Genomic DNA, 16071 nt, shown 5'->3' with positions numbered 1-16071 from the left:
ATCTGGGCGGTTGCTTCTATGCCGTGGCTTCTATGCGGTTGCTTTGATTTCGATCTTGGAGACGGCGAGGTCCAGGATGTCGCCGACGGTGCGGATGCCACCGATGCGCTCGTCGTCCATCGATATGCCGTACGCGCCCTGAAGGCTTTGCGTCATGGCGATGAGATCGAGCGAGTCGATGCCGATGTCGTAGTACAGATCGGATTCCGCGGAGATTTCCTCCGGGTTGGCATCGCACTTGGCCACGAGGAATCCCGTGATATCCGCGTAGAGATCTGTCCTCAGAGACATGTTCACCTCCCGTGCCTCACCCCCTGTGCGGCACGGGCTTCACTCTGACCCACGCCACGGGACGGGACAAGGCCGAATTTCCGGGGGGAGATCGACTTCGACCGAACCTCCAACGCGCTCAAGCCGGTGGCCGAGCCTCCGCTACCGGGCGGAAGTCGGCGGCATTTGAAATCGGCCTGAATCCGGGGTCGAATATCCGAAAGAGCGACGGGACCTCGCTGTTTTCGGACACGCCCGCACGGTCGAATTCACGGCCATCCGGCAGGAGCGGCCGAGGGAGAGGCCCGAGGTGGGCGGCGCGGGCCGCTGTGCGGGCGGAGCGGATCCGAGGGGATTGGTCCAGACCTATTGACGGCCGATTCCAGCCCTCCTACGATCCGGTCGGCACAGCCCCACATGTCCACCTCACCCAGAGCCGGGCGTCACGCCCCCACGCGCCGGTCCATGACCACGTCGCCCGGCGGGAAGGGAGCACCGCGTGTTCCGTCGCAAGCCGCGCACCTCACGCCCGTCCGCCGACCCCCACCCCCGGACGGACCCAGGCCGCCGCCGCACCACCGCCTCCAGGAGGACACTCGCCGGGGTCAGCGCGATCGCCGTCGTCGCCGCCGGCCTGGCCGCGGCCGGATCCGTCACCGCCGGCGCCGCCACCCCCAACCTGGTCGCCAACTCCGGTTTCGAGAGCGGGTTGTCCGACTGGACCTGTTCCGGCGGCTCCGGCGCGGCGGTCAGCAGTCCGGTCCACTCCGGTACCTCCGCGCTCAAGGCGACCCCCGCCGGCTCGGACAACGCCCAGTGCACCCAGACCATCAGCGTGCAGCCCAACTCCCAGTACACGCTGAGCGCCTTCGTCCAGGGCAGCTACGTCTACCTCGGCGCCACCGGAACCGGAATCACCGGCACCACGTCCACCTGGACGCCCAACAGCCCGTCCTACGGCCAGCTCGGCGTCACCTTCGCCACCGGGGCCAACACCACCTCGGTGACCGTCTACCTGCACGGTTGGTACGGGCAGCCCGCCTACTACGCGGACGACGTGGCCCTCGCCGGACCCGGCGGCACCAACCCCACCCCGACCGCCACCGCGCCCACCACGGTCCCGCCGACCACCGCGCCCCCCACCACGGCCCCACCGACCACCGCCCCGCCCACGACCGCACCCCCCACGACCGCCCCGCCGACCACGCCACCGCCGGGTGACACCTGCCCCACGAAGCCCAAGCCGTCGGGCAAGGTCCTGCAGGGCTACTGGGAGAACTGGGACGGCGCCTCCAACGGGGTCCATCCCGGCATGGGGTGGGTCCCCATCACGGACAGTCGGATCGCCGCGCACGGCTACAACGTCATCAACGCCGCCTTCCCGGTGATCCTCTCGGACGGCACCGTGCTGTGGCAGGACGGCATGGACGCCGGCGTCAAGGTCTCCACCCCCGCCGAGATGTGCCAGGCCAAGGCGGCCGGGGCGACGCTCCTGATGTCGATCGGCGGCGCCGCCGCCGGCATCGACCTGAGCTCCGCCGCCGTCGCCGACAAGTTCGTGGCGACCGTCGTCCCGATCCTGAAGAAGTACAACTTCGACGGCATCGACATCGACATCGAGACCGGCCTGACCGGGAGCGGCAACATCAACACCCTGTCCGCCTCCCAGTCCAACCTGATCCGCATCATCGACGGCGTCCTCGCGCAGATGCCGGCCGGCTTCGGCCTCACCATGGCCCCCGAAACCGCCTACGTCACCGGCGGCAGCGTCACCTACGGCTCGATCTGGGGCTCGTACCTGCCGATCATCAAGAAGTACGTCGACAACGGCCGCCTGTGGTGGCTGAACATGCAGTACTACAACGGCAGCATGTACGGCTGCTCCGGCGACTCCTACCAGGCGGGCACCGTCCAGGGCTTCACCGCGCAGACCACCTGCCTCAACAACGGCCTGACCATCCAGGGCACCACCATCAAGGTGCCCTACGACAAGCAGGTGCCCGGCCTGCCCGCCCAGCCCGGCGCCGGCGGCGGCTACATGGCGCCGAGCCTGGTCAGTCAGTCGTGGAACGCCTTCGGCGGTTCGCTGAAGGGGCTCATGACCTGGTCGATCAACTGGGACGGCTCGAAGGGCTGGACCTTCGGCGACAACGTCAAATCCCTCCAGAGCCGCTGACCGCCCGCTGACCGTCGGCAACGGATGTCCTGACATCCTGTGAGGTATGGCGACACTGAACGGAAAGCCCGTCACCACCGATGACCTGCTGCCCCTGGCCCTGGTCAACGTCGGTCACTTCACGTCCATGCGCGTCGACGACGGCGCCGTGCGCGGGCTGGAGCTGCACATGGCGCGGCTCGCGAAGGACTGCGAGGTCGTGTGGGGCGCCGACCTGGACACCGGGCGCGTGCGCGCCTTCGTCCGGGAGGCGCTCCACGGGCAGTCGCAGCCCTGCGTCGTCCGGGTGACCGTGTACGACCCCGCGGTCGACATGGGGCAGCTCGCGGCGCCGGGGGACCCGCGGGTCCTGGTCACCGTGCGCGGAGCCGGCGCATTGCGCGCGCCGGCTCCGCTGCGCGCCAAGAGCGTGCGGTACGAGCGGGAGCTGCCCGAGGTGAAGCACGTCGGCCTCTTCGGGGCCCTGCACACCCGGCGCGGCGCCCAGCTCGCCGGCTTCGACGACGCCCTGTTCGTCGGACGCGACGGACTCGTCAGCGAAGGCGGCACCTGGAACGTCGGATTCGTAGACGCCGACGGCGGCGTCGTGTGGCCGCAGGCTCCGGTGCTGCCCGGAGTCACCAAGGCGCTGCTCCAGCAGCGCGCCGCACATCGGGTCGCCCCCGTCACCCTGGAGGAGGCGAAGGGCATGGCGGCGGCCTTCGCGACGAACACCAGCATCGGTGTCCGGGCGCTCGCCGCGATCGACGACACCGCACTGCTCGCCGAGCACCCCGTACTGGACCGGCTCCGCGAGGCCTACCTGTCCGTTCCCGGCGAGCGGCCGTAGGGCCGGCGGGAGCGTCGCCCCGTGCGGGCGGCCCGCCGCCCGCACGTCACGCCATGCGGGCGCCCAAGGTGCGCACCACCTGGGTCAGGACCTTCTCGCGCCAGTTCTCTTCGGACTCGGGGTACTTCCCCATGCCGTCCGCGGTCGACAGACCGCTCACCTCGAACTGGTACGGGCCCTGGTGGCAGATCATCGTGATGGACACGCCCTGGACGTAGCAGCCTGCCGTACCGAGCGAGTTCCCCAGGTCCCGGAACTTCTTGGTGTCCTGGCCGGCCCGCTTCGCCTCGGCGTCGCGGTCCTCGGCGTAGGCGTTCGCCACGAGCGCGGGATCGGCGACGGTCTTGAAGACGATGCGGAAGCTGCTGTTGTGCTTGGCCTTGTACTTGGCGGGCAGGCCGAACTCGGTCTTGCAGCCGCCCGCCGGTACGTCGCCCGTGGTGCCCGGATCCGATTTCGCGAGCGGGTTGAAATTGATGACGGTCACCTTGATCGGCGTCCGCTGGAAGTCCTTGGCCTGCGGCAGGATCGCGCGGATCTCCTCGTCGCCGAGCACGTCGCACGCGTTGGGCCACTGCGCCAGGGGCACCGACCCCCCCGCTGCGGGACGGGCTTCCAGTCGTGCACCGGAGGGCTTGGCGGACTCGATCTTCAGCGCCGGCGGCTCGCTGCTACAGCCGGCCAGTACGGCCGCCGCGGACACGACTGCCGCGACGGCCAGGACGCTACGGCTCGGTTTCGTGGTGGGCACGGTCAACTCCCCTATGTGGACACGGGGGATCCCCCCTCTTCCGGGCCCATTGTGGACGTGCGCGCCCGATCCCTCCCGCCGAAGCCGCCACGCGCCCTGTGATCTTCCCGACAGCAGGGCCGTCGTCCACGAGTCGGGCGGCCGGGTACCGGTCAGCCGTGGACGAACTCCGGCGGGCGCTTGTCCACGAACGCCGTCATGCCCTCCTTCTGGTCGGCGGTGGCGAACACCGCGTGGAAGAGGCGGCGTTCGAAGCGGACGCCTTCGGCGAGGGTGGTCTCGAAGGCGCGGTTCACAGCCTCCTTCGCCATCATCGCCACGGGCTTGGACATGCCCGCGACCGTCTCGGCCACCGCGAGGGCCTCGGCGAGCAGCGCGTCGGCGGGGACGATGCGGGAGACCAGCCCGGCCCGCTCCGCCTCGACGGCGTCCATCGTGCGCCCGGTCAGACACAGCTCCATGGCCTTGGCCTTGCCGACGGCACGGGTGAGCCGTTGGGAGCCGCCGATGCCCGGGATGACGCCCAGCCTGATCTCCGGCTGGCCGAAGACGGCGGTGTCGGCGGCGAGCAGGACGTCGCAGAGCATGGCGAGCTCGCAGCCGCCGCCCAGGGCGTAGCCGGACACCGCCGCGACGGTGGGGGTACGGAGCTGGCCGAGCCGGTCCCAGGCCGTGAACCAGTCGGAGAGGTACATGTCCATGTAGCTCCGCGGCCGCATCTCCTTGATGTCGGCCCCGGCGGCGAACGCCTTCGCCGAGCCCGTCAGGACGATGCAGCCGACCTCGGGATCCCGATCGAGCGCCTCGGTGGCCGCGACCACCTCGGTCATGACCTGGAGGTTCAGGGCGTTCAGGGCCCGGGGGCGGTTCAGGGTGACCAGCGCGACCCGGCCCTTGCGCTCGACCAGGATGGTCTCGTACGTCTGCGTCACGGGGCGGTCGTTCCGTTCTGCTCGGTGTGGGTGTGGGTGTGGGTGTCGGGACCGGCTTCGAGTGCGGCTCCGGCCGCCGGGCGCAGGGTCCGTACGATCGCCGAGAAGTCCAGCTCGCGCCCCGCGCCCGCGGCGAAGTCGGCGTACAGCTCGGCGGCCTTGAGACCCAGGGGCGCGTCCACGTTCCCGGCCCGCAGGGCGTTCGCCGCCAGCCCCAGGTCCTTGGCCATCAGGGGAGCCGCGAACCCGGGCCGATAGTCCCGGTTGGCGGGGCTGCCCGGTACGGGCCCGGGCACGGGGCAGTTGACGGTGAGCGCCCAGCACTGACCCGACGCCGTGGAGGCGACGTCGTACAGCGCCTGATGCTCCAGGCCGAGGCGCTCGGCCAGGACGAACGCCTCGCTGACGGCGATCATGGAGATGCCGAGGATCATGTTGTTGCAGATCTTCGCCGCCTGCCCGGCGCCCGGCGCGCCGCAGTGCACGGTCTTCTTGCCCATGACGGCCAGCAGCGGCTCGGCCCGGGCGAACTCCTCGCCGCCGCCGCCCGCCATGAAGGTGAGGGTCGCGGCCTGTGCGCCCGTCACCCCGCCGGAGACCGGTGCGTCCAGCGCCCGGTGGCCGGCCGCGACGGCCGCCGCGTGCGCGGCCCGGGCATCGGCGACGTCGATCGTGGAGCAGTCGACGAACAGGGTGTCGGGCCGGGCCGCCGCGAGGAGCCCTTCCTCCTGGTAGAGGGAGAGGACGTGGCGGCCCGCGGGGAGCATCGTGATGACGACGTCCGCCTCGGCCGCGGCCCGGACCGCCGAGGGCGCGGCCTCCACCCCCGCGGCCGCCGCGGCGGCCAGGGCCTCGGGCACCAGGTCGAATCCGATGACCCGGTGTCCCGCCCGGACCAGCTGGGCGGCCATCGGCCCGCCCATGTGCCCGAGCCCGATGAACGCTACGGTCGTGCTCACCACGGCACCTCCTGAGGAGAGTCGGTCACGGCGAGGCGCAGTTCGCGCTCGCCGAGCGGGGCGAAGAACCGGGCCACATCGGCCGCACCGACCTCGGCGAGCGAGGCCGGGCTCCAGTGCGGCGCGCGGTCCTTGTCGATCACCTGAGCGCGGATGCCCTCCACCAGATCAGGGCAGGTCAGAGCCGCGCAGGAGACCCGGTACTCCTGTTCCAGGACCCGTTCCAGCGGGCCCAACGTGCGGGCGCGGCGCAGCGCGGCCAGGGTCACCTTCAGCGCCGTGGGCGACTTCGTCAGGAGCAGGTCGGCCGCCTCCTTCGCGGCCGGTGCGCCGCTGGCGCGGAGCCGGTCCAGGATCTCCTCCACGGTGTCCGCCGCGTAGCAGTGGTCGATCCACTCCCGGCGGGCGTGGAGCCCGCCGCCGGGCGCGGGCACGACGTACCGCTCCAGCACCTCGTGCACATCGGCGTGGGCGAGGTCGGCGGACAGCTGCGGCAGCAGCGCCGCGGGTACGAAGTGGTCGGCGAGGCCGCACAGCAGTGCGTCGGCGGCGTCGACCGGCGTGCCCGTGAGGGCGAGGTGCGTGCCCAACTCGCCGGGCGCCAGCGTCAGGAGGTAGGTGCCCCCGACGTCGGGGACGAAGCCGATGCCGGTCTCGGGCATGGCCACGCGGGAGCGTTCGGTGACGATCCGGACGCTGCCGTGGGCGGAGATCCCGACGCCGCCGCCCATCACGATGCCGTCCATCAGGGCGACGTACGGCTTGGGGTAGCGGGCGATCCGGGCGTTGAGCCGGTACTCGTCGCGCCAGAAGTCCGCCGAGGCGGTGGAGCCGCTGCGGGCGTCGGCGTGGATGGAACGGATGTCGCCGCCCGCGCACAGGCCGCGCTCGCCGGCGCCGCGCAGGACGACGGCCTCGACGGCCGGATCGTGCTCCCACGCGGTCAGTACCGCGTCGATGCGCAGGGCCATGGCGTGGGTGAGCGCGTTCAGCGCCCGGGGGCGGTTCAAGGTCACGTACCCGACCCGTCCCTCGGTGTGCAGGAGGACGTGGTCGGCGCCTTCGGCGGCGGTGGGGCTCATCGCAGGGCCTCCGTGAGTCCCCGGGCGACGATGATGCGCATGACCTCGTTCGTTCCTTCCAGGATCTGGTGCACCCGCAGGTCGCGGAGGATCTTCTCGATGCCGTACTCGCTGAGGTAGCCGTACCCGCCGTGCAGTTGCAGGGCCCGGTCGACGACGGAGTATCCGGTGTCGGTCGCGAACCGCTTGGCCATCGCGCACAGTTGCGGGGCCAACGGGTCGCCCTGGTCCAGCGAGGCGGCGGCCTGGCGGACCAGCGCGCGGGCCGCGGCCAGCTCGGTGGCCATGTCGGCGAGCCGGAACTGCAGCGCCTGCGCGTCCAACAGCCGTGCCCCGAAGGCCTCGCGGTCGGCCAGGTACGCCAGGCTGCGGTCCAGTGCGCTCTGCGCACCGCCCAGCGAGCAGGCGGCGATGCCCAGGCGGCCGCCGTTCAGGCCGTTCATGGCGATGCGGAAACCGTCGCCCTCGGCGCCGAGCCGACGGTCGGCGGGAACGCGGACGGCGTCGAGGACCACCTGCCGCGTGGGCTGGGCGTTCCAGCCCATCTTGCGCTCGTTGGGGCCGAAGGAGAGGCCGGGGTCGCCGCGTTCGACCACGAAGGCGGAGATCCCGCCCGAACCCTCACCACCGGTGCGCGCCATGACGACGTACACCTCGGCGGCGCCGGCGCCCGAGATGAACTGCTTGACCCCGCTCAGGACGTAGTCGTCGCCCACCCGTTCGGCCCGGGTGCGCAGCGCGGCGGCGTCCGACCCGGCGCCCGGTTCGGTCAGGCAGTAGCTGCCGAGGGACCGGGCCGAGCACAGCGCGGGGAGCCACCGGTCGCGCTGGACGGCGTCGCCGTAGCGGTCGATCATCCAGCCGACCATGTTGTGGATGGACAGGTACCCGGCGATGGAGGGGCACCCGGTGGCGAGGGCCTCGAAGACGAGGACGCCGTCGGCGCGGCTCAGCCCCGAACCGCCGTGTGCCTCGCCGACGTAGACGCCGCCGAGTCCGAGGTCGGCCGCCTTGCGGAGCACGTCCACCGGGAAGTGCTTGTCCTGGTCCCAGCCGACGGCGTACGGACCGAGCTGCTCCTGCGCGAAGTCGAGCGTGACCTCGGCCAGGGCGAGCTGATCGGGGGTCAGTGTGGTGGTCACCGGCTCAGCCCATCGTCGGGATGGTGAAGCTCGCGCCCTCCTTGGCCCCGGAGGGCCAGCGCGAGGTGACGGTCTTGGTACGGGTGTAGAAGCGGATCGAGTCGGGGCCGTGCTGGTTGAGGTCGCCGAAGCCGGACCGCTTCCAGCCGCCGAAGGTGTGGTAAGCGACGGGGACGGGGATGGGCACGTTGACGCCGACCATGCCCGCGCCGACGCGGCGGGTGAAGTCGCGGGCGGTGTCGCCGTCGCGGGTGAAGATGGCGACGCCGTTGCCGTACGGGTGCTCGGTGGGCAGCCGCAGCGCCTCCTCGTAGTCCGCCGCACGGGCGACGCACAGCACCGGACCGAAGATCTCCTCGCGGTAGATCCGCATGCGCGGGGTAACGCGGTCGAAGAGGGAGGCCCCCGCGAAGAAGCCGTTCTCGTGCCCGGGCAGGGTGAACCCGCGTCCGTCGACGACGAGTTCGGCGCCCTCGTTGACCCCGATGTCGACGTAGCGCCGGACCCGGTCCAGCGCGTCCCGGCTGACCAGCGGGCCGAAGTCGGCGGTGGCGTCGTCGGAGCGGCCGATCCGCAGGGTGGCGATGCGCTCCTTCAGACGGGTGACCAGCGCGTCGGCGGTCTCCTCGCCGACGGGGACGGCGACGGCGATGGCCATGCAGCGCTCGCCGGCCGAGCCGTAGCCCGCTCCGATCAGGGCGTCGATGACCTGGTCGAGATCGGCGTCCGGCATCACGACCATGTGGTTCTTGGCGCCGCCGAAGCACTGGGCGCGCTTGCCGTGGGCGGCGGCGGTGGCATAGATGTGCGCGGCGATCGGCGTGGAGCCGACGAAGCCGAGCGCCTGTACCCGGGGGTCCGTCAGGAGCGTGTCGACCGCCTCCTTGCCACCGTTGACCACGTTGAACACGCCGGGCGGCAGCCCCGCTTCGAGGAACAGTTCGGCGAGGCGCAGGGGTACGGAAGGGTCCCGCTCGGAGGGCTTGAGGATGAAGGCGTTGCCGCAGGCGAGCGCGGGGGCGGCCTTCCACAGCGGGATCATCGCGGGGAAGTTGAAGGGGGTGATGCCCGCGACGACGCCGAGCGGTGAGCGCAGGGAGTGCACGTCGATGCCGGTCCCGGCGTTGTCGGTGAACTCGCCCTTGAGGAGGTGGGGGATACCGGCCGCGAACTCGACCACCTCCAGGCCGCGTTGGATGTCGCCGTGCGCGTCGGCGACGGTCTTGCCGTGTTCGGCCGACAGCAGTCGCGCCAGTGACTCCCTTTCGCCCTCGATGAGTTGCAGGAAGCGCAGCAGGACGCGGGCGCGGCGCTGCGGGTTCCACTCGCCCCACTCGCGCTGCGCCGCCTCGGCGTCGGTGATGGCGGCCTCGGTGTCGGCGCGCCCGGCGAGCGGGACCCGGGCCTGGACGGCGCCGGTGTTGGGGTCGTGGACGTCGGCGAAGAGGCCGGACGTACCGGTGGTGTGCTTTCCGCCGATGAAATGGGTGAGTTCGCGGACCATGGGAGCCTGCTCTCGTCAGGTGAGGATCCGGGGACGGCACGGCGCACCGGCAACCGGACCCGGGTCGGGTCCGTCGCGTGGGGTGCCGTGGGACAGGGCTGCCGGGGGCAGCCGAAGAGCTAGAGCGCGGGGGTCGCCGCTCGCTCCGCCGGATCACCAGGGTCGTGGGTACGGACCGGTGCCATGCGTGTCTGCTCCATCCTCGTGGACAACACGGAACGTTCCGCGGCCGGTAACCTGACTCCCGGATCACCGCGTGCCGTCCGCCCTACCGACGTGAAGCCGTCAGTGGCGTGTGGAGGGCAGCACACTCCCCGGTCACAGTGGCGGGACCGTGCCGGATTCACACCGGCTTCCCTGCACCGCGGACCTTGTGCCACGAACATATAGTTGGACGTCCTAGTAAGTCCACCCCACCTTCGCCGCCCCCACCTTCGCCGCCCCCACCTTCGCCGCCCTGCACCTCCGCCGCCCGCACCTGTCCGGTCCGGCCGGCCGGACCGGACCGGACAGGTGCAGACGGCCGGCCCGGCTCAATCGTCTTCGGCGACGACCGGATAGGGCACGAAGGTGCTGCTGTTCTCGTCGACCGCGAGCGTGCGGCCGAGCGGGGGAGCGGCGCGCTGGGGGCATTCGAGGCGTTCGCAGAGGCGACAGCCCATGCCGATCGGCGTGGCGGCCGAGGCGTTGGCGAGGTCGAGCCCGTCGGAGTAGACCAGGCGGGAGGCGTGCCGGATCTCGCACCCGAGGCCGATCGCGAAGGTCTTGCCGGGCTCGCCCCAACCACCGCGGTGCCGGGTGACGGCCCGGGCGGTCCACAGGTGGCGCGCGCCGTCGGGCATGGCGGCGATCTGGACGTGGATGCGGCCGGGGGCGGCGAAGGCCTCGTAGACGTTCCACAGCGGGCAGGTGCCGCCCGCCCGGGAGAAGTGGAATCCGGTGGCGGACTGCCGCTTGGACATGTTCCCGGCCCGGTCGACGCGGACGAAGGAGAACGGGACGCCCCGCAGGCGCGGCCGCTGGAGGGTGCTGAGGCGGTGGCAGACCGTCTCGTAGCCCAGGCCGAAGTGCACGGTGAGCTTCTCGATGTCGTAGCGCTCCTCCTCGGCCGCCGTGTGGAAGGCCCCGTACGGGAGCACCAGCGCCGCGGCGAAGTAGTTCGCGATGCCGATGCGGGCCAGCGACCAGGCGGCCGAGCCCTCCTCGAAGTCCTCCGAGGCGAGGGCGGACAGGCCCGCTCCGTGTTCGAGGAGCGCGAGTTGGGTGGCCATGCGGAACGCCTGTTGGCCGGGGAGCAGTCGCGGCGACAGGTGCAGGGTCCGCCGCGCGGGGTCGTAGCGGTGCAGCCGGTCGGCGTCCGGGGCCAGGCGTACGCCGTGCCGTTCGGCCAGCCGGTCCGCGAGGGCGGGCAGCACGCCGCCGGGGCGGATGCCGATCGCGCCCGCCAGCTCCTCGGCCGCGAGATCGGTGGCGTGGAGGTAGTTCTGGCGGCGGTAGAAGAACTCGCGGATCTCCTCGTGCGGCGCCCGGGGTCCACCGACGGTCCCCCCGGCCCTGCCGTCCGCGGCGTCCGAGAGCCGCTCCGTCAGGGCGACGTTGCGCCGCCCCAGGTCGAGCAGGACCCCTGCGACGGTCGGCAACCGCTGGACCAGCTCGGCCAGTTCGGAAGCGGAGACCCGGGCGGCCGTGATGTCGTCGGCCAGGGCCTCGCGCAGGTCCGCGACCGTGCGCGCGCCGTCCCGTTCCGCGAAGAAGCCGGGATCGACGCCGAACGCCTCCGTGAGCCGGAGCAGCACGGGCACCGTGAGCGGGCGCGAGTCGTGCTCCATCTGGTTCAGGTAGCTGGGGGAGATCTCCAGCCGGCGCGCCAGCTCGGCCTGGCTGAGCCGCCGCTCCTCGCGCAGCCGCCGCAGCCGCGCCCCCGCATAGGTCTTGCCCATAGTGCCCCCGTACCGCCTACCAGTGAGTAGGGAAGTGAGTGTAGGCGCGAAGGCGGACCGTGCACCCTTCGCAAGCTTGGCAATCACGGCGAAGAAGATGCGCAGAACGTGGCATGCGGCCACGGTTGATGGCACTCGGTGCCACTGTCAGAGTCGGACTGCGGCCAGGAAAGCCCGCTGAAGCGTCCGGCGGGCGCGGAGCGCGGACCGCGCAGCACGGTGTGCAGGGTGCACCGAGTGTCACCCGGTGACTCGTAGATGTCTCATTCGCACATTTCACATGTCCACTTTTTGACGTGACTCAGGGGAGACGGCCATGGCCATGCAGCAGGCTCAGGCTCAGGCTCAAGACCAGATTCCGGCTCAGGCTCGGGCTCAGGCGGGAACGACGACGGCGGCGGCCCGGGAACTGGAGCAGCGGTGGGCCGGCGACCCCCGCTGGGCGGGCATCGAGCGGACCTACTCCGCCGAGGACGTCGTCCGCCTCTCCGGCAGTGTCCGCGAGGAGCACACCCTGGCCCGGCGCGGCGCCGAGCGGTTGTGGCGCCAGCTGCACGAGCAGGACTACATCCACGCCCTGGGCGCCCTCACCGGCGGCCAGGCCGTCCAGCAGGTGCGGGCCGGACTCCAGGCGATCTACCTGTCGGGCTGGCAGGTCGCGGCCGACGCCAACCAGGCCGGCCACACCTACCCCGACCAGAGCCTGTACCCGGTCAACTCGGTTCCGCAGGTGGTCCGTCGGATCAACAACGCCCTGCTGCGCGCCGACCAGATCGCGACCGCCGAGGGCGGTACGGACACCACCGACTGGCTGGCCCCGATCGTGGCGGACGCCGAAGCCGGCTTCGGCGGCCCCCTCAACGCCTTCGAGCTGACCAAGGCCATGATCGCGGCGGGCGCGGCGGGCATCCACTACGAGGACCAGTTGGCCTCCGAGAAGAAGTGCGGCCACCTCGGCGGCAAGGTGCTCGTCCCCACCGCCCAGCACGTGCGCACCTTGAACGCGGCCCGCCTGGCCGCCGACATCGCGGACACCCCGACCCTGATCATCGCCCGTACCGACGCCCTCGCGGCCACCCTGCTGACCAGCGACGTCGACGAGCGCGACGCCGAGTTCTGCACGGGCGAGCGCACCGCCGAGGGCTTCTACCACGTCCGGGGCGGCATGGCCCCGGTCATCTCCCGCGGCCTCGCCTACGCCCCGTACGCGGACCTGATCTGGGTGGAGACGGGCACCCCGGACCTGGCGCAGGCCCGCGAGTTCGCCGAGGCGATCCACGCGCGGTACCCGGACCAGATGCTGGCCTACAACTGCTCGCCGTCCTTCAACTGGAAGGCGGCGCTGGACGACGACCAGATCGCCAAGTTCCAGCGGGAACTGGGCGCGATGGGCTACCGCTTCCAGTTCATCACCCTGGCCGGCTTCCACTCGCTCAACCACGGCATGTTCGACCTCGCCCGCGGTTACGCCGACCACGGCATGACCGCGTACGTCGACCTCCAGGAGCGCGAGTTCGCCGCCCAGGCGCAGGGGTTCACCGCCGTCAAGCACCAGCGCGAGGTCGGCACGGGCTACTTCGACCTGGTCTCCACCGCCGTCAACCCGGCCTCCTCGACCACCGCGCTCGCGGGCTCCACCGAGGAAGAGCAGTTCCACTAGACCCCGCACCGACCGCAGCGCACGACACGGCACCGCACCGCACTGCCCCCGGGGCCCCGGACCGGAGCCCCGGGACCTCCCCCTTCCCCTCTTCCTCCGCTGCCCTTCCCTCCTTGAGGAGACCCGTATGTCCGTCCACGCGATCACGCGCCGCGTCGAGGTCCTCGCGGCTCCGGGCGAGCGCCACGACGAGATCCTGACGCCCGAGGCGCTCGACTTCCTCGCCCGGCTCGACGAGGCCTTCGCGGACCGGCGGCTCAGGCTCTTCAAGGAGCGCGAGCGCCGCTCGGCCAACCTGGCCGCCGGCACCCCGCTGGACTTCTCCCGCGCCACCTCGGCCGTCCGCGCCGACCCCGACTGGCGGGTCGCGCCCCCCGCGCCCGGTCTGACGGACCGGCGGGTGGAGATCACCGGCCCGCCCGAGCGGCGCATGACGGTGCACGCCCTCAACTCCGGCGCCCAGGTGTGGATGGCCGACTTCGAGGACGCCACCTCGCCCACCTGGGACAACGTCATCGGCGGGCAGCTGAACCTGCTCGATGCCATCGAGCGCCGCATCGACTTCACCACCCCGGAGGGCAAGGAGTACCGCCTCGGCACGGACCTGGCGACCATCGTGGTGCGCCCCCGCGGCTGGCACCTCACCGAGGAGCACCTGGAGATCGACGGCCGCCCCGTCCCGGCCTCCCTGGTCGACTTCGGCCTGTACTTCTTCCACTGCGCCCAGCGGCAGATCGACGCCGGCCACGGCCCGTACTTCTACCTCCCCAAGCTGGAGAACCGTAACGAAGCACGGCTGTGGAACGACGTGTTCGTGCGGGCCCAGGAACTGCTCGGGATCCCCCGCGGCACGGTCCGCGCCACCGTGCTCATCGAGACCGTCACCGCGGCGTTCGAGATGGAGGAGATCCTCTACGAACTGCGCGAGCACGGCTCCGGGCTCAACGCGGGCCGCTGGGACTACCTCTTCAGCATCATCAAGACCTTCGGCCACCGCACCGACTTCCAACTGCCCGACCGGGCCGAGGTCACCATGACCGCCCCCTTCATGCGGGCCTACGCCGAACTCCTCGTGCGTACCTGCCACCGGCGCGGCGCCCACGCCATCGGCGGCATGTCCGCCCACGTCCCCGGCAAGGACACGGCCGCGAACGAGGCGGCGCTCGCCAAGGTCCGGCTCGACAAGGAGCGCGAGGCGGAGGACGGGTTCGACGGCTCCTGGGTCGCCCACCCCGCCCTGGTGCCCGTCTGCCGCACGGTCTTCGACGGCGTGCTCGCCGACCGGCCGCACCAGCTCGACCGTACGCGTGAGGACGTCCGGGTCACCGCGGCCGACCTGCTGTCGGTCCGGCGGGTCGCGGGCCCGCCCACGGCCGAAGGTATCCGTGCCAATGTCGCCGTCGCCCTGCGGTACTTCGACGCGTGGCTGCGCGGCAGCGGCGCCGTCGCCCTCTACGGGCTGATGGAGGACGCGGCGACCGCGGAGATCGCGCGGGTCCAGCTCTGGCAGTGGCTGCGCCACGGCACGGCCGACCGCGCGGGCGTGCGGGAGGTCCTCGACGCGCAGTGCGCCGCGCTCGCGAAGGAGGATCCGGACGCCCGGGTCGCCGAGGCGCGCGCCGTCCTCGAGCGGACGGCGCTCCAGCGGGAGCTGCCGGCCTTCTTCACCCCCGACGCGTACGCCCGCCACCTCGTCCGCCGTCCGGAGGCCCGCGCATGAGCGCCGGCAGCGACAGCAGCGCCACCGCCACCGCCACCGCCACCGGCGCGGGCGCGGGCGCGGGCGCGGCGATCCGCAGGGTCGGCGTCGTCGGCGGCGGCCGGATGGGCGCGGGCATCGCCGAGGTCTGTGCCCGCGCGGGCCTCGACACCGTGGTGTGCGAGACCGACGCCGCGGCCGCCCTGGCCGCCCGCGAACGGGTGGCCGTCTCCCTCGAACGCGCCGTCCAGCGCGGCAAACTGGACCGGTTCACCGCCGAGGACACCCTGGCCCGGCTCGTCTTCTCCGGCAGCCTGGACGACCTCGCCGACCGGCAGCTCGTGATCGAGGCGGTGGTGGAGGACGCGGCCGTGAAGACCGAGACCTTCGCCGCCCTCGACAAGATCGTCGAGGACCCGGGGGCCATCTTGGCCACCAACACCTCCGCCATCCCCGTCATGCGACTGGCCATGGCCACCGGCCGCGCCGACCGCGTCGTGGGCCTGCACTTCTTCAATCCGGTGCCCGTCCTGCCCCTCGTGGAGATCGTGTCCTCGCTGCACACCACCCGCGAGACCGCGGAGACGGTGGAGGCGTTCGCCCGCGACGCGCTCGGCAAGACGGCCGTCCGCTCGCAGGACCGGGCCGGCTTCGTCGTCAACGCGCTCCTCGTCCCCTACCTGCTCTCGGCCATTCGAATGGCCGAATCGGGCTTCGCCACCGCCGCGGACGTCGACGCGGCCATGGAACTGGGCTGCGCCCACCCCATGGGCCCCCTCAAGCTCGCCGACCTCATCGGCCTGGACACCGTCGCGGCCATCGCGGAGTCCCTCTACGCCGAGTTCAAGGAGCCGCTCCACGCCCCGCCACCGCTGCTCCGGCGCATGGTCCAGGCGGGTCTGCTGGGCCGCAAGAGCGGCCGCGGGTTCCATACCTACGACCGGGGCTGACGAGGGACCCGGTGGTACGGCTCCCGGGTTGAGGGACCCGGGAGGCACGGAGCAGGAGCGGGGGGGGGGGCGGGGGGGCGCCGGCCGCGGGCGGGGGGCGGGGCGCGGGGGGCGGGGGGGCCCCCGCCGCGGGGTGGGGGTCAAAACCCCCCCCCCGCCCCCGCGCCCACAACAGAC

Annotated in this window: 13 protein-coding genes and 1 riboswitch; of the genes, 5 read left to right on the top strand and 8 right to left on the bottom strand. The window is 72.0% G+C overall.

The genetic code is table 11. From position 1 onward, the window contains the following. Nucleotides 1–30: 30 nt before the first annotated feature. Entirely contained in the window at nt 31–291 is a 261-nt protein-coding gene (locus ACIBEA_RS04775) for an acyl carrier protein (RefSeq protein ID WP_399257999.1), read from the bottom strand. A gap of 478 nt (nt 292–769) precedes the next feature. On the opposite strand from ACIBEA_RS04775, the gene ACIBEA_RS04770 reads away from it, so the two are divergent. Together ACIBEA_RS04770 and ACIBEA_RS04765 are read left to right on the top strand one after the other, a co-directional pair. After that, nucleotides 770–2446, top strand: a complete 1677-nt coding sequence (locus tag ACIBEA_RS04770) for a carbohydrate binding domain-containing protein (protein WP_399257997.1) — start codon at nt 770–772, stop codon at nt 2444–2446. A gap of 46 nt (nt 2447–2492) precedes the next feature. Beyond that, the gene (locus ACIBEA_RS04765) at nt 2493–3275 is read left to right on the top strand and encodes an aminotransferase class IV family protein (protein WP_399257995.1); all 783 of its coding nucleotides are present in this window, start codon (nt 2493–2495) and stop codon (nt 3273–3275) included. Between the two features lie 46 nt (nt 3276–3321). Here ACIBEA_RS04765 and ACIBEA_RS04760 read toward each other — a convergent pair whose 3' ends face one another. From ACIBEA_RS04760 to ACIBEA_RS04730, 7 genes are all read right to left on the bottom strand, one after another. Next, nucleotides 3322–4026, bottom strand: coding sequence for a hypothetical protein (locus ACIBEA_RS04760; RefSeq protein ID WP_399257993.1), 705 nt, complete (start codon nt 4024–4026; stop codon nt 3322–3324). Nucleotides 4027–4178: 152 nt separating this feature from the next. Continuing rightward, the gene (locus tag ACIBEA_RS04755) at nt 4179–4958 is read right to left on the bottom strand and encodes an enoyl-CoA hydratase (protein ID WP_399257991.1); all 780 of its coding nucleotides are present in this window, start codon (nt 4956–4958) and stop codon (nt 4179–4181) included. Continuing rightward, nucleotides 4955–5917, bottom strand: coding sequence for a 3-hydroxyisobutyrate dehydrogenase (gene mmsB, locus ACIBEA_RS04750; RefSeq protein WP_399257989.1), 963 nt, complete (start codon nt 5915–5917; stop codon nt 4955–4957). The genes ACIBEA_RS04755 and mmsB overlap by 4 nt, the downstream gene beginning before the upstream one ends. Further along, nucleotides 5914–6999, bottom strand: coding sequence for an enoyl-CoA hydratase/isomerase family protein (locus tag ACIBEA_RS04745; RefSeq protein ID WP_399257987.1), 1086 nt, complete (start codon nt 6997–6999; stop codon nt 5914–5916). Before ACIBEA_RS04745 ends, mmsB begins: the two co-directional genes overlap by 4 nt. Continuing rightward, nucleotides 6996–8141 carry an acyl-CoA dehydrogenase family protein gene (locus ACIBEA_RS04740; protein ID WP_399257986.1) on the bottom strand — a complete coding sequence of 382 codons (1146 nt, stop codon included), beginning with the start codon at nt 8139–8141 and terminating at the stop codon, nt 6996–6998. The genes ACIBEA_RS04745 and ACIBEA_RS04740 overlap by 4 nt, the downstream gene beginning before the upstream one ends. Nucleotides 8142–8145: 4 nt before the next feature. Further along, nucleotides 8146–9645, bottom strand: a complete 1500-nt coding sequence (locus tag ACIBEA_RS04735) for a CoA-acylating methylmalonate-semialdehyde dehydrogenase (RefSeq protein ID WP_399257984.1) — start codon at nt 9643–9645, stop codon at nt 8146–8148. A gap of 209 nt (nt 9646–9854) precedes the next feature. Then, a riboswitch (cobalamin riboswitch) is annotated at nt 9855–10041 on the bottom strand. Nucleotides 10042–10178: 137 nt separating this feature from the next. Beyond that, entirely contained in the window at nt 10179–11585 is a 1407-nt protein-coding gene (locus ACIBEA_RS04730; RefSeq protein WP_399257982.1) for a short-chain fatty acyl-CoA regulator family protein, read from the bottom strand. Nucleotides 11586–11907: 322 nt separating this feature from the next. On the opposite strand from ACIBEA_RS04730, the gene aceA reads away from it, so the two are divergent. The 3 genes from aceA (at nt 11908) to ACIBEA_RS04715 (ending at nt 15894) form a co-directional block, all read left to right on the top strand. Further along, complete coding sequence (aceA, locus tag ACIBEA_RS04725) at nt 11908–13245, top strand: isocitrate lyase (RefSeq protein ID WP_399259027.1); 1338 nt, start codon at nt 11908–11910, stop codon at nt 13243–13245. A gap of 127 nt (nt 13246–13372) precedes the next feature. Then, nucleotides 13373–14965: a malate synthase A gene (aceB, locus tag ACIBEA_RS04720; RefSeq protein WP_399257980.1), complete on the top strand. Its 1593-nt coding sequence runs from the start codon at nt 13373–13375 to the stop codon at nt 14963–14965. Beyond that, nucleotides 14962–15894: a 3-hydroxybutyryl-CoA dehydrogenase gene (locus tag ACIBEA_RS04715; protein WP_399257979.1), complete on the top strand. Its 933-nt coding sequence runs from the start codon at nt 14962–14964 to the stop codon at nt 15892–15894. The genes aceB and ACIBEA_RS04715 overlap by 4 nt, the downstream gene beginning before the upstream one ends. Nucleotides 15895–16071 lie beyond the last annotated feature (177 nt).

Origin of the sequence: Streptomyces sp. NPDC051555 (assembly GCF_044454405.1) — a bacterium.
Taxonomy (GTDB): Bacteria; Actinomycetota; Actinomycetes; order Streptomycetales; family Streptomycetaceae; genus Streptomyces.
The sequence above is the reverse complement of the archived record's forward strand: the minus strand, read 5'-3'. Positions and strand labels throughout refer to the sequence as shown.